The organism is Halobaculum sp. EA56 (genome assembly GCF_051195075.1).
GTDB lineage: Archaea > Halobacteriota > Halobacteria > Halobacteriales > Haloferacaceae > Halobaculum.
Window position 1 is genome coordinate 75,356 of the sequence record NZ_JBNTJX010000010.1, and the last position, 21,919, is coordinate 97,274.

At 72.1% G+C, this 21,919-nt stretch carries 20 protein-coding genes; 13 read left to right on the forward strand and 7 right to left on the reverse strand.

Features of this window, described 5'->3' with window-relative positions; all coding sequences use genetic code 11:
- Positions 1-148 precede the first annotated feature (148 nt).
- From lipA to ilvA, 5 genes are all read left to right on the forward strand, one after another.
- Positions 149-1,081, forward strand: a complete 933-nt coding sequence (gene lipA / locus ACQUQ1_RS15755) for a lipoyl synthase (RefSeq protein WP_435065271.1) — start codon at positions 149-151, stop codon at positions 1,079-1,081.
- A 281-nt stretch (positions 1,082-1,362) separates the two neighbouring features.
- Positions 1,363-2,478 (forward strand): pyruvate dehydrogenase (acetyl-transferring) E1 component subunit alpha, encoded by a 1,116-nt coding sequence (pdhA, locus tag ACQUQ1_RS15760; protein WP_435065272.1) that lies wholly within the window; start codon positions 1,363-1,365, stop codon positions 2,476-2,478.
- A 1-nt stretch (position 2,479) separates the two neighbouring features.
- Positions 2,480-3,484: an alpha-ketoacid dehydrogenase subunit beta gene (locus ACQUQ1_RS15765; protein ID WP_435065273.1), complete on the forward strand. Its 1,005-nt coding sequence runs from the start codon at positions 2,480-2,482 to the stop codon at positions 3,482-3,484.
- A 2-nt stretch (positions 3,485-3,486) separates the two neighbouring features.
- Entirely contained in the window at positions 3,487-5,160 is a 1,674-nt protein-coding gene (locus tag ACQUQ1_RS15770) for a dihydrolipoamide acetyltransferase family protein (RefSeq protein ID WP_435065274.1), read from the forward strand.
- 102 nt (positions 5,161-5,262) lie between these two features.
- A complete protein-coding gene (gene ilvA / locus ACQUQ1_RS15775) occupies positions 5,263-6,483 on the forward strand; it encodes a threonine ammonia-lyase (RefSeq protein WP_435065275.1) in 1,221 nt (406 codons plus the stop codon).
- Positions 6,484-7,002: 519 nt separating this feature from the next.
- Here the strand turns inward: ilvA and ACQUQ1_RS15780 are convergent.
- From ACQUQ1_RS15780 to rnz, 3 genes are all read right to left on the reverse strand, one after another.
- On the reverse strand, positions 7,003-8,976 hold the full coding sequence (locus ACQUQ1_RS15780; protein WP_435065276.1) for a DUF460 domain-containing protein: 1,974 nt from the start codon (positions 8,974-8,976) through the stop codon (positions 7,003-7,005).
- A gap of 51 nt (positions 8,977-9,027) precedes the next feature.
- Positions 9,028-9,492 carry a hypothetical protein gene (locus ACQUQ1_RS15785; RefSeq protein WP_435065277.1) on the reverse strand — a complete coding sequence of 155 codons (465 nt, stop codon included), beginning with the start codon at positions 9,490-9,492 and terminating at the stop codon, positions 9,028-9,030.
- Positions 9,493-9,647: 155 nt separating this feature from the next.
- A complete protein-coding gene (rnz, locus tag ACQUQ1_RS15790; RefSeq protein ID WP_435065278.1) occupies positions 9,648-10,583 on the reverse strand; it encodes a ribonuclease Z in 936 nt (311 codons plus the stop codon).
- Between the two features lie 263 nt (positions 10,584-10,846).
- Here rnz and ACQUQ1_RS15795 point away from each other — a divergent pair, with 263 nt between their 5' ends.
- The 6 genes from ACQUQ1_RS15795 to hjc all read left to right on the forward strand — a co-directional run bounded on the left by ACQUQ1_RS15795 (position 10,847) and on the right by hjc (position 16,041).
- Positions 10,847-12,505: a DUF4382 domain-containing protein gene (locus ACQUQ1_RS15795; protein WP_435065279.1), complete on the forward strand. Its 1,659-nt coding sequence runs from the start codon at positions 10,847-10,849 to the stop codon at positions 12,503-12,505.
- Between the two features lie 159 nt (positions 12,506-12,664).
- The gene (locus ACQUQ1_RS15800) at positions 12,665-13,189 is read left to right on the forward strand and encodes a DoxX family membrane protein (protein ID WP_435065280.1); all 525 of its coding nucleotides are present in this window, start codon (positions 12,665-12,667) and stop codon (positions 13,187-13,189) included.
- Between the two features lie 14 nt (positions 13,190-13,203).
- A complete protein-coding gene (locus ACQUQ1_RS15805; protein WP_435065281.1) occupies positions 13,204-13,494 on the forward strand; it encodes a hypothetical protein in 291 nt (96 codons plus the stop codon).
- Positions 13,495-13,591: 97 nt separating this feature from the next.
- Positions 13,592-14,638 carry an AAA family ATPase gene (locus ACQUQ1_RS15810; protein ID WP_435065282.1) on the forward strand — a complete coding sequence of 349 codons (1,047 nt, stop codon included), beginning with the start codon at positions 13,592-13,594 and terminating at the stop codon, positions 14,636-14,638.
- Between the two features lie 103 nt (positions 14,639-14,741).
- Entirely contained in the window at positions 14,742-15,440 is a 699-nt protein-coding gene (locus ACQUQ1_RS15815) for a protein sorting system archaetidylserine decarboxylase (RefSeq protein ID WP_435065334.1), read from the forward strand.
- A gap of 112 nt (positions 15,441-15,552) precedes the next feature.
- On the forward strand, positions 15,553-16,041 hold the full coding sequence (hjc, locus tag ACQUQ1_RS15820) for a Holliday junction resolvase Hjc (protein ID WP_435065283.1): 489 nt from the start codon (positions 15,553-15,555) through the stop codon (positions 16,039-16,041).
- Positions 16,042-16,067: 26 nt separating this feature from the next.
- Here hjc and ACQUQ1_RS15825 read toward each other — a convergent pair whose 3' ends face one another.
- Together ACQUQ1_RS15825 and ACQUQ1_RS15830 are read right to left on the reverse strand one after the other, a co-directional pair.
- Positions 16,068-16,880, reverse strand: coding sequence for a class I SAM-dependent methyltransferase (locus ACQUQ1_RS15825; protein WP_435065284.1), 813 nt, complete (start codon positions 16,878-16,880; stop codon positions 16,068-16,070).
- A gap of 50 nt (positions 16,881-16,930) precedes the next feature.
- Positions 16,931-17,701 carry an SWIM zinc finger family protein gene (locus ACQUQ1_RS15830; protein WP_435065285.1) on the reverse strand — a complete coding sequence of 257 codons (771 nt, stop codon included), beginning with the start codon at positions 17,699-17,701 and terminating at the stop codon, positions 16,931-16,933.
- 135 nt (positions 17,702-17,836) lie between these two features.
- Between ACQUQ1_RS15830 and ACQUQ1_RS15835 the strand changes: the two genes are divergently transcribed.
- Positions 17,837-18,043, forward strand: a complete 207-nt coding sequence (locus tag ACQUQ1_RS15835; RefSeq protein WP_435065286.1) for a DUF7472 family protein — start codon at positions 17,837-17,839, stop codon at positions 18,041-18,043.
- A gap of 51 nt (positions 18,044-18,094) precedes the next feature.
- Here the strand turns inward: ACQUQ1_RS15835 and ACQUQ1_RS15840 are convergent, their stop codons facing one another.
- Both ACQUQ1_RS15840 and ACQUQ1_RS15845 read right to left on the reverse strand, forming a co-directional pair.
- Entirely contained in the window at positions 18,095-19,201 is a 1,107-nt protein-coding gene (locus ACQUQ1_RS15840) for a DNA primase (protein ID WP_435065287.1), read from the reverse strand.
- Positions 19,202-19,753: 552 nt separating this feature from the next.
- Positions 19,754-20,857, reverse strand: a complete 1,104-nt coding sequence (locus tag ACQUQ1_RS15845) for an aminopeptidase (RefSeq protein ID WP_435065288.1) — start codon at positions 20,855-20,857, stop codon at positions 19,754-19,756.
- Between the two features lie 147 nt (positions 20,858-21,004).
- Between ACQUQ1_RS15845 and gnd the strand changes: the two genes are divergently transcribed.
- The gene (gnd, locus tag ACQUQ1_RS15850) at positions 21,005-21,913 is read left to right on the forward strand and encodes a phosphogluconate dehydrogenase (NAD(+)-dependent, decarboxylating) (RefSeq protein ID WP_435065335.1); all 909 of its coding nucleotides are present in this window, start codon (positions 21,005-21,007) and stop codon (positions 21,911-21,913) included.
- The last annotated feature ends 6 nt before the right edge of the window (positions 21,914-21,919 follow it).

Genomic DNA, 21,919 nt, shown 5'->3' on the forward strand with positions numbered 1-21,919 from the left:
TTACTGTCGATCGACTGTATATTCATCCCGACTTTCACGCGAGGCTGACGGCCGTCGGTCGGTGCAGCGACGGGGACCGGGGCGGAACGGCGCCGACGGCGGTCGTCCCACACCGCACGCTTTTGCCCCCGGCGACGAAGGAACGGGCATGAGCAGTCGGCGGCGGAAGCCGGACTGGCTGAAGATGCGCCCCCCGTCCGGCAGACGCTTCACTGAGATCAAGTCCACCCTCCGCGACCACGACCTCCACACGGTGTGTGAGGAGGCGAACTGCCCGAACCTCGGGGAGTGCTGGTCCGGGCGGGACGGCCCCGGCACGGCGACGTTCATGCTGATGGGCGACCGCTGCTCGCGCGGGTGCAACTTCTGCGACGTGGAGACCGGCGGCATGGAGCCGCTGGACCCCGAGGAACCGTCGAACGTCGCCGACGCGGTCGCGGAGATCGGCCTCGACTACGTCGTCCTCACGTCCGTCGACCGCGACGACCTCGCGGACGGCGGCTCCCGCCACTTCGCCGAGACGATCCGCGAGATCAAACGCCGCGACCCCGGGATCCTGGTCGAGGTGCTGATCCCCGACTTCGGCGGCGATCCCGACGCGGTCGACCGGATCGTCGACGCCGGCCCGGACGTGATCGCCCACAACGTCGAGACCGTCGAGCGCCTCCAGTGGCCCGTCCGGGACCGCCGCGCCGGCTACGAGCAGACGCTCGACGTGTTGGAGCGGGTGGACCGCGCGTCCGACATCCACACGAAGACGAGCGTCATGCTCGGCCTCGGCGAGTACGACAACGAGGTGTACCGCACCCTGCGGGACCTCCGGAACGTCGGCGTCGACATCGTGACCCTCGGGCAGTACCTCCAGCCCTCGCGCTCGCACCTCGACGTGTTCGAGTACGTCCACCCGGACGCCTTCGACACGTGGAAGCGGGTCGCCGAGGAGGAACTCGGCTTCCTCTACTGCGCCTCCGGGCCGATGGTCCGGTCGTCGTACAAGGCCGGGGAGTTCTTCGTCGAGGCGCTGGTGCGCGAGGGGGCGAGCGTCGAGGAGGCCCGCGAGGCCGCCCGCGCCGCCGACTGAGGCGGGGTGGGGCGGGGCGGCGACTCGCCGCCCCGGGAGGCCCGGACCCCCCCACGGCCGCCCCCGCCTGCATCATCGATTGTCAAGATCCCCCGCCGCTTTCCACTCCTTCCTGAACTCGCCGACGGCTTCACCCCACCGAACTGGATGTACGTTCTATTTCGACGCGACTTCCCTGACGGCTTGGGAATACGTGGCAGTATTTCTGTCCACAGTAAACTATTTACGAAAACACTATCACGCGGGGACGACAGCGTTACGCGTATGCGAAGGTGGGTACCGTGAGCACGCTCGAGCGCGACCCCCGCGACGGGATGGTACAGGTCCTCGACGAGGAGGGCGGCGTCGTCGGCGACGTGCCGGACCTCTCGGAGGAGGAGTTCGTCGCGATGTACCGCCACATGAAACTCGCCCGCCACTTCGACGAACGGGCGGTGTCGCTCCAGCGGCAGGGGCGGATGGGGACGTACCCGCCGCTGTCGGGTCAGGAGGGAACACAGGTCGGCTCCGCGCTGGCGCTGGCCGAGGACGACTGGATGGTCCCCTCCTACCGCGAACACGGGGCAGCGCTGGTCCACGGCCTCCCGCTGAAGCAGACGCTGCTGTACTGGATGGGCGACGAGCGCGGGAGCCTCGTCCCCGAGGACGCGAACGTCTTCACCCCGGCGGTCCCCATCGCCAGCCAGATCCCCCACGCGACGGGGATGGCGTGGGCGGACAAGCTCAAGAACGACGGCGAGACCGACCGGGCGTTCATCTGCTACTTCGGCGACGGCGCGACCTCGGAGGGCGACTTCCACGAGGGGCTGAACTTCGCGGGCGTCTTCGACACCCCGACCGTCTTCTTCTGTAACAACAACCAGTGGGCCATCTCGGTCCCGCGCGAGCGCCAGACGAAGAGCGAGACGCTGGCACAGAAGGCCCTCGCCTACGGCTTCGAGGGCGTCCAGATCGACGGGATGGACCCGCTGGCGGTGTACAAGGCGACGACCGAGGCGCTGGAGAAGGCGCGGAACCCCGGCGAGGGCGAGCGTCGCCCGACGCTCATCGAGGCGGTCCAGTACCGCTTCGGCGCCCACACGACCGCCGACGACCCGAGCGTCTACCGCGAGGACGAGGAGGTGGAGAAGTGGAAGGCGAAGGACCCGATCCCCCGGCTGGAGCGGTTCCTGCGGAACCAGGGGGTCCTCGACGACGACCGCGTCGCCGAGGTCGAGGAGTCCGTCCGCGAGGAGGTCGCGGACGCCATCGACGCCGCCGAGTCCACGGTGCGGCCCGACCCCGAATCGATGTTCGAACACGTCTTCGCCGAGCAGCCGCCGGCGCTCCGGCGGCAGGCCGAGGAGTTCGCGCGCCTGCGCGAGGAGCACGGCGACGAGGCGTTCCTGGAGGAGTGACATGAGCACGCAAGAGCCAGACCAAGCCACGCAGAACCTGACGCTCGTACAGTCGGTGCGCGACGCGCTCGCCACCGAGATGGACCGCGACGACGACGTCCTCGTGATGGGGGAGGACGTCGGCAAGAACGGCGGCGTCTTCCGCGCCACCGAGGGGCTCTACGACGAGTTCGGCGAGGACCGCGTCATCGACACGCCGCTGGCGGAGTCCGGCATCATCGGCACCGCCGTCGGCATGGCCGCGATGGGGCTGAAGCCGGTCCCGGAGATCCAGTTCTCCGGGTTCATGTACCCCGGCTTCGACCAGATCGTGAGCCACATGGCCCGGCTGCGCACCCGCTCGCGGAGCCGCTACACGCTCCCGATGGTGCTGCGGGCGCCGTACGGCGGCGGCATCCGCGCGCCCGAGCACCACTCGGAGTCGAAGGAGGCGTTCTACGCCCACGAGGCCGGCCTGAAGGTGGTCATCCCGTCGACCCCCTACGACACGAAGGGGCTGCTCATCTCGGCGATCCGCGACCCGGACCCGGTTATCTTCCTGGAGCCGAAGCTCATCTACCGCGCCTTCCGCGGCGACGTGCCGGAGGGCGACTACGAGGTGCCGATCGGCGAGGCGACCGTCCGCCGCGAGGGCTCGGACGTCTCCGTGTTCACCTACGGCGCGATGACCCGGCCCTCGCTGGAGGCGGCCGAGGAGCTCGCCGACGAGGGCATCGACGCGGAGGTCGTCGACCTGCGCACCGTCTCGCCGATGGACCGGGAGGCCATCGTGGAGTCGTTCAAGAAGACCGGGCGCGCGTGCGTCGTCCACGAGGCGCCCCGGACGGGCGGCCTCGCCGGCGAGATCACCGCGACCCTGCAGGAGGAGGCGCTGCTGTACCAGGAAGCGCCGGTCAAACGCGTGACGGGGTACGACGTGCCGTACCCGCTGTACGCGCTGGAGGACTACTACATGCCGAACGCGGCCCGAGTCGCGGACGGTATCAAGGAGGCCGTGGAGTTCTGACCATGGCCCAGAAGGAGTTCAAACTGCCCGACGTGGGCGAGGGCGTCGCCGAGGGCGAACTGGTCAACTGGCTCGTCGCCCCCGGCGACACGGTCACCGAGGACCAGCCCGTCGCCGAGGTCGAGACGGACAAGGCGCTCGTGGAGGTCCCCTCCCCGTACAACGGGACGGTGACGGAACTGCACGCCGAGGAGGGCCAGATGGTCCCCGTCGGCGACGTGATCATCACCTACGAGGTCGCGGACGAGTCGGACGGGCCCGCGGGCGACGAGGCGGAAGCGTCCGCCGGGGCGGAGGACGAGGGCGCCACCGCCGACGCCACGGCCGACGAGCCGACGGAGGCCGACGAGGCACCCGAGCCGTCCTCCGGGCGCGTGTTCGCGCCCCCGTCCGCGCGCCGGCTCGCGCGCGAACTCGGCGTCGACCTCGGCGCGGTTGAGGGGAGCGGCCCCGGCGGCCGGGTCACCGAGGGCGACGTGCGCGCCCACGCCGACTCGGGCGGCGAGGCCGAGCGCAGCGAGGCCTCGGATCGAACGGCGAGCGACGCGAGCCGTGAGACGGGCGGCGCGGCGGCGGACGCCGGCGGCGACGGGGAGTCGTCCGGCCCGAAGCAGGTCGACATCGGCAGCAAGCAGTCCGCGGTCTCCCGGAAGACCGAGAGCGAGGACGAGCGCGAGACCTCCGCCGGCCCGGCCGGCGGCTCCGCGCCCACGTCCGTCGAGGCGGCGGGCCGCGACCGGACGCTGGCGGTGCCGGCGACCCGGAAGGCCGCCGAGGAGGCCGGCGTGGACATCGACGACGTGCCGACCGACGAGACGCGCGACGGCGAGGCGTTCGTGACGACCGAGCAGGTGCGACGGTACGCCGAGGCGGTGACGGAGGCGAAGGCCGCCGAGGCCGGGGCCGCCGCGGGCGACGCGGACGGGACGGGCGCGCCCGCCCCCGCCGAGGCGGCGGGCAACGGCGCGGCCGCCTCCCGCGAGCCGGAGTCGGTGCCCTACCGCGGGGTGCGCCGGACCATCGGCGAGCAGATGGAGACCTCGAAGTACACGGCGCCGCACGTCACCCACCACGACACGGCGGTCGTCGACGACCTCGTGGACGTGCGCGCGGACCTGAAGGAGCGCGCGGCCGAGCGCGACGTGAAGCTCACGTACATGCCGTTCGTGATGAAGGCGCTCGTGGCCGGGCTGAAGGAGTTCCCGTACCTCAACTCCGAGCTCCGCGAGGAGGACGAGGAGATACTCCTCAAGAAGGAGTACAACATCGGCATCGCGGTGGCGACCGACGCCGGGCTGATGGTTCCGGTCGTGAAGGACGTCGACGGGAAGTCGATGCTCGACCTCGCCGCGGAGGTGAACGACCTGGCCGCCCGCGCCCGCGAGCGGAAGGTCACCCGCGAGGAGATGCAGGGCGGCACCTTCACGATCACGAACTTCGGCGCCGTCGGCGGCGAGTACGCCACGCCGATCATCAACTACCCCGAGACGGCGATCATGGGGCTGGGCGCCATCGAGGACCGCCCCGTGGCGGAGGACGGCGAGGTCCGCGCCGCGAAGACGCTCCCGCTGTCGCTGTCGATCGACCACCGCGTCATCGACGGCGCGGAGGCGGGGCAGTTCACGAACTTCGTGATGGAGCGGCTGGAGAACCCCGAGCTGTTGCTGCTGGACTGAGTTCGGGTCCGGCGGACGGGTCCCGCTCTCCCGTCGTCGAACGCGGCGGCTACCGATCCCCGCAACTTTTGCGCCCCCACGGAGACGCCCCGTCCACCGACCATGCCCGACCCCGTCACAGTCACCGACATCAGGCGGGCGCGCGAGCGGTTCGACCCCGACATCGTCCGCGAGACGCCCGTCGAGCGCTCCCGGTCGCTCTCGGAGATGAGCGGCGCGGACGTCCGCCTCAAGATGGAGCACCTCCAGCGCACGGGATCGTTCAAGACCCGCGGCGCCTCGAACAAGCTCGCGGAGATCGACGCCGCCGGCGACGCGGAGCGCGTCGTCGCCGCCAGCGCCGGCAACCACGCCCAGGGCGTCGCGCTCGCGGCGACCAACGCGGGCATCCCCGCGACGGTCGTCATGCCCGAGGACGCCCCGCAGGCGAAGGTCGACGCCACCCGCGGCTACGGCGCCGAGGTGGTCCTCCGCGGCCGGGAGTTCCAGGAGGCGGTCGCCCACGCCCGCGATCTCGCGGATGAGCCCGGATCGGTCTTCGTCCACGCCTACGACGACCCCGCCATCGTCGCCGGCCAGGGCACCCTCGGGCTGGAGGTCGCCGAGCAGGTCCCCGACCTCGACACCGTGATCGTTCCCATCGGCGGCGGCGGGCTCATCGCGGGCGTCGCGACCGCCCTCGCCGCGGTCGCTCCGGAGGTACGCGTCGTCGGCGTGCAGGCCGAGGAGGCCGCGACGGTGCCCGAGAGCCTCGACAAGGGCGAGCCGGTCGACCGCGAGGAGACCCGCACCATCGCCGACGGCATCGCCACCGGGGGCGTCGCCGACCTCACCTTCGAGCTGATCGAGCGCCACGTCGACGAGGTGGTCACCGTCAGCGACGACGAGATAACACACGCCGTCCTCACGCTCCTCCAGCGCGCCAAGCAGCTTGTCGAGGGCGCCGGCGCCGCCTCCGTCGCCGGCCTGCTGTCCGGTCGGGTCGACGTGACCGACGAGACGGTCGTCCCGCTGCTGTGCGGCGGCAACATCGACATGTCGCTGCTCGACACCGTGCTCGAACACGCGATGACCGACCGCGACCAACTCCTCCGCCTGCGCGTCCGCATCGAGGACGAGCCCGGGGAGCTCTCGACGCTGTCGACCGTCCTCGCCGACCGCGGCGCGAACGTCCGTCACGTCCGCCACGACCGCGCGGTCGGGGACCTCCGGGTCGGCGAGGCGTACCTCACCTTCGAGGTGGCCGCCGCGGGCCGGGAACACGCCACCCAGCTCATCGACGCGATCCGCGAGCGCGACTACGAGGTCAGTCGGATCAACTGACATCTCTGTCGCGCCCCGTTCAACGCTTCAACGCTCGGATCGTGGGAGCGATCCACACTCCAGTCGAAACGAAGGGGTCGTTCCGGCCGAGTCGGTCGGTTCCACGAACCACACAACGAGCTACCTGTTTCCGGTTGTCTGACGCACGACGGCTCTAGAACGGACGCTCGGCACCCGCGGAGCCGACTCTCATACTTTCGCTGTTACTTTCTCACACCCGAACGAACGGGCGAGGTCCGTTTCGACTCCGGGTCGATCGGCGGCATCCCTCACCGACCGTGCGGTGAGTGGACTCGCCGGACACGGGGACTCCGCTCGCTGATCGCTCGGCCTCGCCGCTTGTTCACGGTTCGCTCTGCTCACGGCTCATCTCGTTCGCTCGGCCTCGCCCGCTTCCCGGGCGGCGCGCCCGCGAGCGCGCCGCCGTCTCCCGGTGCCTCGTTCGTTCGCTTCGCTCACTCACTCGGCACCGCCGCTCGCGGGTCGGTTCCCTCCCCGCTCGCTTCGAGGCCTCGCTCACTACGTTCGCTCGGCCTCGCCCGCCCGATGCTCGGAGATGATCTCGTCCACCATCGCCTCGGTCTGCTCCAGTTCGCGCTCCTCGGCGCGCCGCTCCCAGTCCTCGATCACCGCCTCCACGTCGCTCTCGCGGGCGACGGCGAGCTCGTCCACCTCCTGGATCGCCACGTCGTCGGCGGGGCCGACCGGGATCTCGTGCTCGAACAGCACCTCCTCGGCGACGTCCGAGAGCCCGCCGGTGCGCAGGATCGCCCGCGGCTCCGTCTCGACGAGTCGCTCGGCGGTCGCGCGGCCGGCGCCGGAGGCGTCCCGGAGGTACACCACGTCGCCGGCGGCGAGCCCGTACTCCTCGTCGGCGCGCCGGATCGCCGCCTTCGTGAACTGCTCGACCGGCTTCACCGGGACGAGGTCGCGCCCCTCCGAGACGTCCGCGAAGTCGTCGTGGTCGAGCTTCCACAGCGTCTTCATCCGCGCGAGCTTCTCCTCGAGCTCCTCGACCGTCTCGCGCGCCTCGTCGCGCTCGCGCTCCAGCCGGTCGTTCTCGCGGCGGATCCGGGTCACCTCGCGGTCCCTGCGGGCCTCCAGGCGCTCCTCGCGGCGGGCGTCCGACAGCTCCGCCTCCAGCTCCTCGATCTCGTCGTCCTTCTCCGCTAACTGCTCCTTCAGGTCGTCGACGTGGCCCGAGAGGCGCTCGACCTGCGCCTCCAGGTCGCGGATGCGCTTCTCCTCGTCGGTGAGCTCGCGCGGCTCGGGCCCGGACTCCTCCTCCTCGTCGCCGTCGTCGTCCCGGAGGTCCGCCAGCGCGCCCTCGACGGACTGCTCGTCGGCGACGACGCGGGCGATCACCTCCGCGCGGTCGATCCCGGCGGGCGTCCGCCGGCCGACGCGCTCGAACTGGTCGGCGTGGTCGTCGACGGCGAACAGCGCGGCCGCGAGCGCGTCGCGCTCGTGGTCGTTGTCGTACGCCTCCTCGCGCGTGCGGTGGAGCTTCTCGTCGACCGGGAGGTCGCTGTCGGGCGTCCAGCCGGCGGCGTCGAAGCTCCGCCGGAACGTCTCGACCGTCTCGGGCATCGGCGTCACGTCGGCGGCGACGATGACGGGCCGCCCGCGCTCGACGAGCCACTCGATCACCTCGGCGGTGTCGGCGGTCCGTGTCGAGTACACGTCGAAGACGGTGCCGTCGAGGCCGACCACCGCGGCCGCGGTCGTCGTCCCCGGGTCGATCCCGACGACCACCCGGTCCCGGCGCTTGACGAGCGGCTCGAACTCGATGCCGTCGCGCCGCTCGCGTTCGATCTCCACCCGGGTGTCGCCCGAGCGGCCGGCGCTCACGGGGATGTCCTGCGGACGCGCCTCGACCGAGAAGACGGCGTTGGCGTAGCCGCCGTACTTCTCGGTGATGTCGACCTCGTAGTCGAGGCCGGCCTCCTCCAGTTCGGACTCGACCTCGCGGGCGCGGCGCTTCACGTTGCCGTGGATCCGGCGGGTGTAGCGGTCCTGGCTCCACCCGCCCTTCCCCGTCGAGCGCCCCCTGGACACCTTCACCGTCGTCGTGTCGGTGAAGGCGGTCACCTCGTAGCCGACGTTGGCGGCCGCCAGCCGGGCGCTCGCCTCCGCCTCCTTCATCGGCTTCTTGCCGTACGGCACCCCGTGACGGGAGGCGACCCGCGAGAGGGGCTCGGGGCGCTCGTCGCCGGTCACCTGCACGAGCGACGTGCCGTGCGGGAGCGCCCGCAGGAAGCGGACCAGGTCGTCCTTGTCCGCGGCGAGCTCGTAGGCGTTGTCGGTGGCGACGACGGCCGGCTCCTCGCTCTCGATGCGTCGCCGGAGCTTCCTGTGCGAGACGACGTCCCGCTCGATCGACTCGCCGTCGAAGACGACGAGGGCGTAGGAGGGGGCGTCACCCCGGATGTCGCCGCTCTGGATGTCGACCCCGAACACGAGGGAGTCGAGCGCGCTCGTCCGGGCGTTCACGCACCCGCCTTGGCGGCAGACGGTGAAAAACTCCGCGCCGGGATCGCGGTGTCACGGACCCGCACGCGTCGCCCGCCGGGTGTCGTCGGGGTCGCCGCCGGCGGCCCGGATCGCCGTCGCGAGCCGACGGAACGTCCCGGCGCGGCCCTTCTCGACGTACGCGTCGGCGACGGTCCACGCCGCGTCGGGGAGCGCCCACGGCGGCGCGCCCGTCGCGAGCACGACCGGGGAACGCAGGCCGAGCCACGCCGCACGACGGATCGCCGCGTCCCCGCCGACGCCGGGGTCGACGACGACGCAGTCGGGCGAGCGAGCGGCCGCGTCCGTCGACACGTCGCCGGCGTCGGCCGCCGCCTCGACGACCATCCCCTCCCGACGCAACAGCGTCGCCGCGGCCGACCGGAAGTCACCGTCGGGATCGACCAACAGGACCCCGATCCGGTCGCCGCAGCGGGTCGATTCCCTCCGCGGGGACCTCACCCGCGTCGCCGCCTCCTCGGACGTGGTTGCGGCCATCGTCCGGGAGTTCGGCCTCGCCCCCTTAACGGGTGCTATGACCCCGGTGTACGGGTGGATACGGCTACGTACCGCTCCGGGTTCCCGCGCTGACAGGTCGGCGGGCGCGGAGGAGTCCGTCGCCGCGGGCCCCGCCGGCTCCTCCGGGCTTCACCTCACTCCCCGTCCGCGTCGGGGTACGGCACCTCGATCCGGGTGCCATCGTCCGGGTACAGCACCTCCCCGTCGAACGCCTCCCCGGCCTCGCGCTCCAGTTCGTGCGCCCGCCCGGCGTACCGCGAGGAGAGGTGCGTGAGCGCGAGCCGCGAGGCGCCCGCCCGCGCGGCGATCTGGCCGGCCTCCCGCGCCGTCGAGTGGGCCGTCTCGCGGGCGCGGTCGCTCGCCTCGTGGAGGAACGTGGCGTCGTGGACGAGCAGATCCGCGTCCTCGGCGGCCTCCACCGTGGCCTCGACCGGCCGGGTGTCGCCCGTGTAGACGACGCGGCGGCCGGGGCGGGGCGGACCGACGACCTGATCGGGGTCGACGACGCGACCGTCGTCCAGTTCCACGGACTCCCCCTCGTGGAGTTTCCCGTACGCCGGTCCGGGCGGGATCTCCAGTTCCTCCTCGGCCTTCTCGCGGTCGAACCGGCCCTTCCGGTCGTCCTCGACCAGCGCGTAGCCGACCGAGGAGGTGCGGTGGGCCGTCTCGAACGTCCGGATCTCGTACTCCGCGCGGTCGAGCGCGACGCCGCCGGGGCGGACCTCGCGGACGGTGACCGGGAAGCCCGGGTCGTGCCCGGCGGCGTGGACCAGGTCCGTGAGGTGGCGCTTCGACCCGGGCGGGCCGTGGATCGCGAGGGGCTCCTCCCGGTCGTTGAAATCGAGGCTCTGGACGAGCCCGGGGATGCCGAGCACGTGGTCGCCGTGGAGGTGCGTGACGAACAGGTGCGAGACCCCGAAGCCGGTGCCGAAGCGCATCATCTGGCGCTGGGTGCCCTCCCCGCAGTCGAACAGGAACTCGTCGCCCTCGCGGTTGACGTGGAGCGCGCTGGGGGCGCGCTCCACCGTCGGCACCGCGCCGCTCGTCCCGAGGAAGGTGACCCGAAGCATACGCGGGAGTGGTGGTGCCGACGGTGAAACGCTGTCGAACCGGAGTCGCCCCCGCCTGCCGGGATCCGGCGGCGCTCCCACGGCTCCGTGTCGGCCGACGCTCCCCGGTCGGATCGGGGGTCGCCGACGCTCCCCGTCGTCTCCCCCCCGCGCCCACGCCGCCGAACGCGACTGAATCCGGTGCCCTCCCGGGATTAATTCGGATGAATTCAGGTTCGTAACCGGCCGAGTATATCCCGTCGCCGCCGGTACGGACGGGTGCAATGGCACGACACACGACCGGCTGGGCCGCCGTCGCCGCGGCCCTGATGCTGGTCCTCGCGGGCTGTGCCGGCGGCGTCTCCTCCGGGCCTTCCGGGGGCGACGCCGGCACGGCCGGCGGGGACGACGGGGGGACCGTCAACTTCTACATCAGCGACCAGCGGAACGCGATCGACCAGTTCGAACACCTGAACGTCACGATCACGGAGGTAACGCTCGTTCGGGCCGACGACGCGGACGACAGCGACGACGCGGACGACGGGAACGAGACGGAGACGACGGAGCCGACCGAGTCCGACGACGCGGACGACGGCGAGCAGGTCACCTACGAGGTCGACAACGTCACCGTCGACCTGACGGAGCTTCAGGGGGCCAACGCCTCACGGCTGGGGTCGATCCCGGTCCCGAACGGCACGTACACGAAGGTGTTCGTCGAGATCGAGTCCGTCGACGGCACCCTCTCGGACGGCTCCTCGGCGGACGTGAAGTTGCCGTCGAACAAGCTCCAGTTGAACGAGGAGTTCACCGTCGGTAACGGCGAGGAGGTGGACTTCGTGTTCGACGTGACCGTGTTCGAGCGCGGCACCCAGGGCTACATCCTCAAGCCCGTCGCCGGCGAGTCCGGCACGGGGGACGAGGTCGAGATCCGCGAGGTCGGCGATAAGCGCGACGAGCGCGGCGAGTCCGGCGACGGCGGAGCCGACGACGCCGAGGACGGCGACGACGCGGACGACCCGGACGACGAGTCCGACCGCGGCGGCAACGCCTCCGACGGCGCGTCGGGCCAGTCCTCGATGGACTTCTACCTCAGCGACGAGCAGAACGCCATGGGCGACTTCGCCCACCTCAACGTCACCGTGACGAAGGTCGGGTTCCAGCGCGGCGGGGAGTCCGGCGACTGGATCGAGAAGGACGTCGACGACCGCACCGTCGACCTGACGACGCTGCAGGGCGCGAACGCCACGAGGCTCGGGACCTTCGGCGTCGAGAACGGCACGTACACGAAGGTGTTCGTCTACGTCGACGGCATCGACGCGACGCTGAAGAACGGCGAGTCGACGAACGTGAAGCTGCCCTCCAGCAAGCTCCAGCTCAACAAGGAGTTCACGATCGGCGACGGCGAGGAGGTCGACTTCGTCTACGACATGTCGGTGTTCAAGGCCGGCAACTCGGGCAAGTACATCCTCAAGCCGGTCGTGAGCGAGTCCGGCACCGGCGACGAGGTCGAGATCCGCGACGTCGACGAGTCCGACGGCGAGGCGGAGGGCGACGCCGACGACGCCGGCGACGACGCGAACGAGAGCGACGCCGACCTCTCGGCCGCCTTCGTCGGCGACGTCGCCCCCGGCGCGAACGCCACCGTCGAGGTGACGCGCGACGGCTCGGCCGTCGAGAACGCGACCGTCACCGTCACCGAGCGGGCCGACGGCGAGCTCTCGGTCACGACGTACGCGACCGACGCGGACGGCAGGGTCACGTTCGCGGTCGACGCGAACGCGACGGAGCTGTCGGTCGAGGTGACCGCCGGCGACGGCGAGGCCGAGCTCGAACGCGAGTTCGAGTCCGAGGAGGGGGGCGACGACGAAGCCGAGGACGGAACCTCCACGACCGCCGCCGGCGACGGGGCCGGCGATGCGGCGCTGCGGTTCGCCCCGCTCTGAGCGGCGCGTCCTTCCCGCTTCCGGACCGGTGCGGTCCGCGATCCGGAGATACGCCGTATCGAGCCGAGTACGCCGACTTTCGCCGGCTTTCACTGACTGGGAACCACCTCCCGTTTATACCCGAATAGGCGTCCAACCCGCACATGTGAGGTGAGACCCATGGCATACGCGGACACAAACCCGTTGGCCGAGGACTTCGGCTTCGACATCGGCGGACCGCTCGCCGCCTACTGGATCGCCCTGCTCCGGGTCGTCACGGGGTGGTGGTTCTTCCACGCCGGCGTGACGAAGCTCATCGAGGACGGCCTGAACTTCACGTACGGGCCGACGTACCTGAAGGGGATGACCGGCACCGCGCTCGGGCCGATCCCGGTGTGGATGGGCGAGAACCTCGCGTGGCTCATCGAGCCGGGCGTCCCGCTGTTCGAGACGCTCATCGGCCTGGCGCTGATGGCCGGCGTGCTCGTCCGGCTGGCGGCCTTCGGCGGGGTCGTGTTCATGACCCTGTTCTGGGTCGGCAACGCGGGCTTCGCCCACGGGCTCGTCAACGGCGACCTGATGGGCCTGCTGCTGTTCGCCACGATGATCGTGTTCGGGGCGGGGCGGTACTACGGCCTCGACGCGGTCATCGAGACGCTCGACGCGGTGCAGGCGCACCCGAAACTCCGGTACCTGCTCGGCTGAGGAGGTGACAACCAATGCAAAACTTCGACATCGTCGACAAGATCGCGACGGCCTTCGGCGCCGGCCTGATGCTTTTGGGCATCGTCGGCCTCGGCGTCGTAGAGATACTCGCGGGCGAGCCGTACGGGGCGGCACCCATCACCAACGAGGCGGGGGAGGTGGTCGCGACCCCCGCCGTCGACCCGGCGCTGCGGACCGGGCTGGTGATCCTCGGCCTGGTCGTGCTGTTCGCGTGGGGGCTCTACCGGGCGGCCACGCCGAACGGCGAGGCCGACCGGACGGCGACGGGAGCGACCGCGGACTGACCGCGTGACGGCCGCGGCGTCCCCGCGGCCGGCCGCCCGTCTGCGCCGCCCGGGCGAACGGCAGGGTTCAAGCCCGGCGGGCCGCTACCCGACGGTGATGGACGGCCCGCTGTGGACTGACACGCACGCCCCCGCGCTCTCGGACCTCCCCCAGGAGGACGTCCGCGAGCGGCTCTCCCGGGCGGTCGACGAGCCGATGAACCTCGTGCTCCAGGGTCCGCCGGGGTCGGGCAAGACCGCCGCCGTGCGCGCGCTCGCGGCGGCGGCCCACGACGACCCCGACAACGACCTCATCGAGATCAACGTCGCGGACTTCTTCGGGCGGACGAAGAAGGAGATCCGCGAGGACCCCCGCTTCGCCTCGTTCCTGGAGGGGCGCAGCCGGATGGCCAAACGCGACATGATCAACCGCGTGCTGAAGGAGTCGGCGGCGAACGCGCCGATGTCGGGGGAGTACAAGACGGTCCTCCTGGACAACGCGGAGGCGATCCGCGAGGACTTCCAGCAGGCGCTGCGCCGCGTGATGGAGCAGTACCACCGCACGACGCAGTTCGTCATCGCGACCCGCCAGCCCGCGAAGCTCATCCCGCCGATCCGCTCGCGGTGCTTCCCCGTCCCGGTTCGCGCGCCGGCGACCGACGAGATCATCGCGGTGCTCCGCGAGATCTGCGAGGGCGAGGGCGTCGACCACGACGACGACGGCCTGGAGTTCGTCGCCAGCGCGGCCGCGGGCGACCTCCGGAGGGCGGTGCTGTCGGCGCAGACGACCGCCGTCGAGCACGGCGAGGTGACGATGTCGGCCGCCTACGAGACGCTCGGCGAGGTCGGCACCGACGACACGGTGCTTTCGGCGCTGGAGGCGGCGCGGGCCGGGGAGTTGAAGGACGCCCGCTCGGCCATCGACGACCTCCTCCACGACGACGGCTACGAGGGCGAGGACCTCCTCCGCGAGGTGCTGCGCGTGGCGCGCTCGAAGTCGGACGCCCCGCCGGAATCGATCGCCCGCCTGCACGCGCTCGCCGGCGAGGTCGATCTGGACCTGGTCGACGGGAGCGACGACCGGATCCACCTCACCCACCTGCTCGCCGCGTGGGGGGCGGGCCGGACCACCGTGGAGACGGGGATCCGCGACGCGGAGGCGTGACGGGCGCGTGAGCTCTCCCTCCACCCCCGGACCCTCGTCCGCTTCGTCCCCATCGTCGGCTCCCTCCGTCTCGCCCCGCGGTCCCGCTCCCTCGCCGGCGTCGCTGCCGGGGCCGCTCCCGGACCTCGCGCCGGGGAGCGAGCGTCGCGTGCTCGCCCCGTTCGCGCTCGCGCTCCCGTTCCTGGTCCTCGTGCCGGCGCTGGGACTGCTCCTGCTGGCGGTCGGGGCCTTCTCGGCGTACTTCTACCGCGACCCCGAGCGCGACCCGGCCGGCGAGGGGGTGCTCGCCCCCGCGGACGGGCACGTCTCTGTGATCCGCGAGGACGGCGACCGCGTCCGCGTCGGCGTGTTCATGAGCCCGTTCGACGTGCACGTCTGCCGCGCGCCCGCCGCCGGCGCGGTGACGCGGCTGGACCACCGCGGCGCCGCCCACCGGCCGGCGTTCGCGAAGGAGTCCGAGCGCAACGAGCGGTTCGAGTACACCCTCCGCGCCGGCGACGAGGGCGACGACGGCGGCGCCCCGGACCACGCGGCCGACGCCCCGGACGACGGACACGAAGCAAGGGAGGACGCTCACGCGGAACGTATCGACGGCGCGCTGATCGCGGGCTGGTTCGCCCGCCGGATCACCCCCTACGTTTCGCCTGGAGACGAGCTCGCCCGCGGCGACCGCCTGGGCTACATCGCGTTCGGCTCGCGCGCCGACGTGGTGCTCCCGCCGGGGTACGACGCCGCGGACGTGCGCGTGCGGCCCGGGGAGCGGGTCCGGGCCGGCGAGTCGGTGATCGCCCGGCGAGAGTAGACGTCGCCGGCGCGGCCGCGGCCGGCCTCCCCGTCACCTCTCCCCGTTCACTTTCACTCCGCACTCCCGGGCGACCGTCCCGCTTATCCGAGCGAGCGGCCCACTCACGTGCATGCCGGGCAACCCGAAGGGCGACCGCCGGGAGCGGGAGCTCGTCAACAGGCTCGACGACGCCGGCTTCGCGGTGATGCGCGCGCCCGCCAGCGGCTCCTCGACGGACCGGGAGCTGCCGGACGTGCTCGCGGGCGACGGCCGCGTCTTCTACGCCGTCGAGGCGAAGTCCTCCTCGGGGGACCCGATCTACCTCCGCGGCGAGGAGGTGGAGGCGCTCGTCTACTTCGCGCGCAACTTCGGTGCCTCCCCGAAGATCGGGGTACGCTTCGACCGCGAGGACTGGTACTTCTTCCACCCCGGCGACCTCCACGTCACCGACGGCGGGAACTACCGGGTGAAGAAGGAGACGGCCCTGGCGGACGGCGAGACCATCGACGACCTGCTGGCCGCCAGCGAGGACACCGAGTCCGACCGCAGCGTGAGCGAGGTGCTCAACGCCGTCGAGCAGGGCGTCCTCTCGGCGGAGGAGGCCGAGGAGATGTTGTAGCGGTCGTCCCACGACCGCGCGGGCGACTACGCGAGGCCGCTCGTCACCTCGACCGTCCGCTCGTACGCGAACGGCCCGCCCAGCTCCGCGAGTCGCGTCCGTAGGTCGGCCTCGAACGCCGGCAGGTCGTCGCCCAGCATCTCCGGCGAACAGAACGACAGCGACAGCACGTAGCCCACGACCCCGTCGGCGTCGAGTTCGTGCCGCTCGATCACCGTCTCCACGCGAACGTCGTCGAAGCCGGCCTCTCGGAGGTGGTCGGCCCACGTCCGGTCGTACTCCACCGGTCCGGTGCGCTCGGGTAAATCGTCGATGTACTCGCCGGCGACCGCGTACACCTCCTCCTGCCACTCCTCGGTCCCCTTCGTCAGCCACTCCCCGTCGGTGACCAGCGCGACGCCCCCGCTCGGCCCCGTCTCCCCGCGGACCCGCTCCAGCGTCGCGGCGCCGTCCATCCGATGGAACGATCGCCCCATCGTCGTCAGCCGGAAGGGGCCGCGAACGGCGTCGACGCTCCCCACGTCGGTGTCGTCGCCCTCGACGGTTCGGACGTTCCCGGCTCGGGCGTCGACGGCGCGCTCGCGGGCGGCCGCGAGCATCGCCGGACTGGGGTCGACCGCGACCACCTCGTCGGCGTGGGCCGCGAGCGGGACGGCGAGTTCGCCGGTGCCGCAGCCCAGATCGAGGACGCGGGCGCCGGAGTCGGCGCCCGTGTCTCCCCCGGCGGCGCCGTCGAGTCCGAACCGGTCGCGGAGGTGCTCGATCACGGCGTCGCCGTAGCCGGGGCGGTGGCGGGTGTAGTGCTCGGCGGTGCTGTCGAAGCGGGACCCGTCGCTCATGAGTTCGCCCGTGCCGCGACCGACGAAAAGCCTGCGGCCTGCTCGCCCGCTCAGATACCGATCACGGGCGTCCCCGGCCGCTCTCCGGGGTCGAGCCGCCGGAGCCGCGAGGCCGGGAAGCCGTAGCGTTTGCGACCGGACACGTCCAGCGGGCCGGGGCTTTCGGGGGCGTTGCCGGCGTACACAGCCTCGATCACCGGCTCGTGGTCGCCGTACTCGGCGTTGGTCTCGTAGTCGGCGATCCGCCTCCCCTCCTCGGTCTCGTAGTCGTCGGCCCGTTCGGTCGTGACGCCGGTGACGACGAGCAGTTTGCCCGTCTCGCGGTCGCGGACGAACGAGCCGACGGCGGGACGGTGGTCGCCACAGAGGAACGCGCCCGTCTCGCAGGTGGGCACGAACACGCCGGCGCCGCAGACGGCGCAGGCGGCGACGCGCTCGCCGGGGGCGGGCACGCGGCCGATCCCGACCTCCAGGTCGACCCGGCGCAGGTGCTTGCACCGGCTCCCGCGGATCTCGTGGTCCGGGCACTCGCAGGTCCCGCTCCCGAGGTCGACGACGTAGCTGCCGCCCTCGGTGTCGACGAGGTACGCGTCGTCGTCGCGCAGGGCGTACACGGTCATCGGCTCGGTCCGGGCGCGGACCGCACGCGGATCCGTGTCCGTGTTCGCGTCCGTATCGCCGTCCGCGTTCGGGTCCGTGTCCGCGTCCGCTCCGTGGTCGACGGCGGCGACGGCGTCGCCACCGTCGGGGCTCGCGGGGTCGTCGCCGACGCCGGCGACGGCGCGCTCGACCTGCCGGCGGGCGGTGCGTGGAGCGTTCATCTGATCGACGGAGCTACGCGCCGAGGGGAGGTAAGCCCTCGGCCGGGGGCGGCGTCCGCGGCCGCGAACGCGCGGGAACGGCCGCGTCGGCGGCGCTTCGAAGCCCTTTTGCCGGGTCCACGGGAACGCCGGAGCATGGAACTCGACGCCGAGATGCGCCGCAAGATCGCCGTCTCCGTCGGCGCGGTCGTCGTCTTCATCGCGCTCCTGGTCGCGATCGGGACGCGCTTCTCGACGAACCACAACCTCTCGGAGATCGGGGCGTACTACGTCGTCGGGATCATCGCGCTGTTCGTCGTGCTGATGGCCGCCGCCGGGATCTTTCTCGACGACAGGTCGTAGGACGGTCGCCGTTCGCGTCCGACCTCGCCCTTCCGCTCGCGCCAGCGGCGGTCAGGCCTCGGCCCCGCCCGCGTCCGACCCCTCGCCCTCCCGCTCGCGCCAGTCGACCACCTCGTCGGCCTCGCGGAGCTGTCTGCTGTAGTACTCTAGCGGGTGCGGAGCGACGCTGCGGTGGTTCTCCTCGTTGTCGCACAGCCCGTACTCGCCGAGCGTCCGGCACGACGGCGGGGGGTACTGCGCGCCGGACTCGTCGCGGAGGTACGCGAAGCGGTCGACGACGAGGTCCGGGTCCAGCCCCGACAGCGCGACGGCCTCCTCGGCGTCGAGGTTGAGGCCCGCGAGGAACGACAGCAGCGCGAAGCGGGCGTGCGGTCCGAGGTCGTCGCCGTCGCGGGCGCGCTCCAGCAGGCGGGCGACGCACGGCGGGAAGTGCTCGGGCGCGACCACGTCGAGGTCCGTGTGGACGCTCCGGTCGGCCAGCAGGTCCCGCAGGTCCGCGATCTCCGCTTCGAGTTCGTCGGCGAGGTCGTCGCTCACGCCCTCGAAGGGGAGGCCCTCCTCGACGCGGTCGCGGACGGCCTCGCGGAGCAGGCGGTACAGCTCCTCGCGCTCGGCGCGCACCTCGCCGTCGGCCAGCTCCCGGTTGACCAGCCGCCAGTCGTCGCCCCAGTCGGGGTCGACGTACGAGAGGTACGCGCTGACGCCGAGCCAGAGCCACTTGCCCTCTGGCTGGCCGGGCTTGGGCTCCTCGACGCGGACGGCGCCGTCGAGGTCGAACTCCCGGAGCAGGGCGTCGCGGTCGACGCGGGCGGGGTCGCGCCGGGCGCCGTCGTCGCGGGCGCGCCCGAGGTCCTCGGTGAACCGCCGGTAGGCGGTGCGCGCCTCCGCGTCGGCGTACTTCTCGACGGCCGCCGGGGAGTCCAGCAGCGAGACGAGGATGCGCGCGACCGGGTACGAGAGCAGCTCGTCGCGGATGTCCCACTCGGCGGGGTCGTCCGCCTCGACGGTGCCCTCGGTGAGCGCGCGCTCGACCCGCTCGCGGCCGCGGTCGACGGCGGGGTCGCCGTCGGCGACGAGCGCCGCCAGGTCGACGCCCGAGGCGCGGACGGCCTCGCGGGCGGCCGCGAAGAACGGGTAGCGGGCGTGGCGCGCCTCCATGATCGCGTGTCCGTGGTGGTGGACGGGGGTTAAGCGCGACGGTCTGGTGCGTGTGCTCGCGATCGTCTCCCGGCGTCGGTTCGGTCGGTGTCGATCCGAACCGCGGCGAGACCGGCCGGACCCGTTTTGATCGGGGCGTGACGGGGACCGCGAAAGCCCCAGTGCCTCCCGACTCGCGCGGCTCGCCGCGCTCCTCGCTCACTTCGTTCGCTCCGGTGCTTACGTCGTCATCAGAACGCGAAGCGTTCTGATTGGCTCACGAGAGCTCCGCTCTCGTGAACGCCGGGATTCGTCGGGAGGCACTGCCCCTTTCAGTCCCACCCACCGCGATCGCACCGCCGGCCTCCCCCTCCCCAGCCGACTGCGTTCCTCGCGCTCACTCCGTTCGCGCTCCGGTACTCGCCCCTCGCGCGTGGCGACCGCGCACGAGGCGCGGCCTGCCGCGCGCCAACCGCCGTGGGGTCGCATGCGCCGTGCGAACGGGGGCGTTCGAACCACCCGTGTCGGTCGCGTCGAGAGAACCGGCGACAAACGACGCCACCCCGACCCGACCTACGCCGCCTCGAAGCCGTCCTCCCACCGGAAGGTCCCGTTCCGCTGCACCACCTCGCCGTCGACCAGCATGCGCGAGTCCTCGGACACGTCCGTGATCATGTCGACGTGGACTGCCGAGTCGTTGCCCGACTCTCCCTCAGGGAGGCAGGCGTCGTAGGCGCGACCCAGCGCGAGGTGGACCGTGTCGCCCATCTTCTCGTCGAACAGGATCGAGTCGGTGAAGCGGTCGATGCCGCGGTTCATCCCGATCCCGAGTTCGCCGAGGCGGCGGGCGCCCTCGTCCGTGTCGAGCACGTCCGCGATCGCGTCCTCGCCCTGTTCGGCGGCGAAGTCGACGACCTCGCCGTCCTCGAAGGTGAGCGAGACGTTCTCGACGCGCGTCGCGTCGATGGTCATCGGCACGTCGAAGAACACCTCGCCCTCCGTGGCGTACGGCGCGGTGAACACCTCGCCGGAGGGGAGGTTGTGGGAGTCGTAGGCGACGCTGGCGGCGGAGTTGACCGCGGTGCGCCCCTCGATGGACATCGCGAGGTCGGTTCGCTCCGTCTCGATCCTGACCTCGCTCCCCTCGTCGAGGACCTCCTTCACCTTCGCCATCTCGCCGGCGAGCGACTCCCAGTCGCGCAGGACCGCGTCGTACACGAAGTCCTGATACTCCTCGTAGGCCATCCCGGCCTGCTGGGCCAGCGAGCGCGTCGGGTGGACCGTCGACACCCAGTCGGTGTCCATCCGGGCCTCGCGGGTCGCCTTGCCGGCCCTCCGCGCGGCCGTCCGCCGGTCGCCGTCCACGTCCGCGAGCGCCGTGGTGTTGCGCCCGCCGCCGATGCGGAGGTACACGTCGGCCGCCTCCAGCATCGCCAGCTTCGGCTCGCTGTGGGCGAACTCGCGGTCGTCGTCGCCGGCGCGGAGGAACGCGCGGCCGACCTCGCTCGACCCGTACGTCGTCACCAGCGTCGCGTCGCGCTTCCCCACCTCCGCGGCCGTCGCGACCGCGAGGTCGTGGGCGCCCTCGGCCACGTCCATCACGACCTGGTCGCCCGCCTCCACGCGGGCGCTCCAGTCGACGAGTACCTCGGCGTGCTCGCGCACTCGGTCGTCCATGGGGGGTGGCTCGGCCGGTTCGCGCGTAAGTGCGGCGCTTCCGGGCGATCCGGCCGCGGTCCCGGCACCCACGACGTCGCACGTCGCGCCGCAGCTCCCGCACACCGCAACGCCTACGCCCCGCCTCGCCGACGCGCCGGTATGAGCATGCAACTCGGCGTGATCGGACTCGGTCGCATGGGGCGGATCGTCGTCGACCGCGTCCTCGACGCCGGCCACGACGTGGTCGCGTTCGACCTCGACGCGGAGGCGACCGCCGCGGCCGCCGAAGCCGGCGCGGAGCCCGCGGACTCGGTGGCGGACCTGTACGACCGACTCGTCTCCGGGTCCACGGAGGCCGCTCGGATCTGGCTGATGGTTCCCGCCGGCGACGCCGTCGACGCCACCCTCGACGAGCTGGAGCCGCACCTCGGTCCCGACGACGTCGTCGTCGACGGCGGGAACTCCTACTTCGAGGACTCCGTCCGCCGCGCGGAGGCGACCGACGCGGCGTACCTCGACTGCGGCACCTCCGGCGGCCCCGCCGGCGCCGACCTCGGCTTCTCGCTGATGGTCGGCGGCCGGGAGTGGGCCTACGAGGAGCTGACGCCGGTGTTCGACGCGGTCGCCACCGGCCCCGACGGCCACGACCGGATGGGGCCCGCGGGGTCGGGCCACTACGTGAAGATGGTCCACAACGGCGTCGAGTACGCGCTGATGCAGGCGTACGGCGAGGGGTTCGAGCTGCTCCACCGCGGCCGCTACGACCTCGACCTGGAGGCCGTCGCGCGCACCTGGAACAACGGCGCGGTCATCCGGTCGTGGCTGCTGGAGCTGTGCGAGGAGGCGTTCCGCGAGGAGGGGAACGACCTCGGCGACGTGGCCGACCGGGTCGAGGGCGGCTCGACGGGCACGTGGACCGTTCGGGAGGCGCTCGAACAGGAGGTCCCGGTTCCGCTCATCTACCAGGCGCTCGCCGAGCGGTTCGACTCGCGCGGGGAGCGGTTCGGCCGCCGCCTCGCCAGCAGGCTCCGGTACGGCTTCGGCCGGCACGAGGTGCCGCGACGGGAGGAGTAGGCGAGC

Excerpts from the sequence above, each read along its gene's own strand:
- lipA (WP_435065271.1), top strand. The coding sequence starts at position 149 with ATGAGCAGTCGGCGGCGGAAGCCGGACTGGCTGAAGATGCGCCCCCCG.
- ACQUQ1_RS15765 (WP_435065273.1), top strand. The coding sequence starts at position 2,480 with ATGAGCACGCAAGAGCCAGACCAAGCCACGCAGAACCTGACGCTCGTA.
- ACQUQ1_RS15770 (WP_435065274.1), top strand. The coding sequence starts at position 3,487 with ATGGCCCAGAAGGAGTTCAAACTGCCCGACGTGGGCGAGGGCGTCGCC.
- ilvA (WP_435065275.1), top strand. The coding sequence starts at position 5,263 with ATGCCCGACCCCGTCACAGTCACCGACATCAGGCGGGCGCGCGAGCGG.
- ACQUQ1_RS15785 (WP_435065277.1), bottom strand. The coding sequence starts at position 9,492 with ATGGCCGCAACCACGTCCGAGGAGGCGGCGACGCGGGTGAGGTCCCCG.
- rnz (WP_435065278.1), bottom strand. The coding sequence starts at position 10,583 with ATGCTTCGGGTCACCTTCCTCGGGACGAGCGGCGCGGTGCCGACGGTG.
- ACQUQ1_RS15795 (WP_435065279.1), top strand. The coding sequence starts at position 10,847 with ATGGCACGACACACGACCGGCTGGGCCGCCGTCGCCGCGGCCCTGATG.
- ACQUQ1_RS15800 (WP_435065280.1), top strand. The coding sequence starts at position 12,665 with ATGGCATACGCGGACACAAACCCGTTGGCCGAGGACTTCGGCTTCGAC.
- ACQUQ1_RS15805 (WP_435065281.1), top strand. The coding sequence starts at position 13,204 with ATGCAAAACTTCGACATCGTCGACAAGATCGCGACGGCCTTCGGCGCC.
- ACQUQ1_RS15810 (WP_435065282.1), top strand. The coding sequence starts at position 13,592 with ATGGACGGCCCGCTGTGGACTGACACGCACGCCCCCGCGCTCTCGGAC.
- hjc (WP_435065283.1), top strand. The coding sequence starts at position 15,553 with ATGCCGGGCAACCCGAAGGGCGACCGCCGGGAGCGGGAGCTCGTCAAC.
- ACQUQ1_RS15825 (WP_435065284.1), bottom strand. The coding sequence starts at position 16,880 with ATGAGCGACGGGTCCCGCTTCGACAGCACCGCCGAGCACTACACCCGC.
- ACQUQ1_RS15830 (WP_435065285.1), bottom strand. The coding sequence starts at position 17,701 with ATGAACGCTCCACGCACCGCCCGCCGGCAGGTCGAGCGCGCCGTCGCC.
- ACQUQ1_RS15835 (WP_435065286.1), top strand. The coding sequence starts at position 17,837 with ATGGAACTCGACGCCGAGATGCGCCGCAAGATCGCCGTCTCCGTCGGC.
- ACQUQ1_RS15840 (WP_435065287.1), bottom strand. The coding sequence starts at position 19,201 with ATGGAGGCGCGCCACGCCCGCTACCCGTTCTTCGCGGCCGCCCGCGAG.
- ACQUQ1_RS15845 (WP_435065288.1), bottom strand. The coding sequence starts at position 20,857 with ATGGACGACCGAGTGCGCGAGCACGCCGAGGTACTCGTCGACTGGAGC.
- gnd (WP_435065335.1), top strand. The coding sequence starts at position 21,005 with ATGCAACTCGGCGTGATCGGACTCGGTCGCATGGGGCGGATCGTCGTC.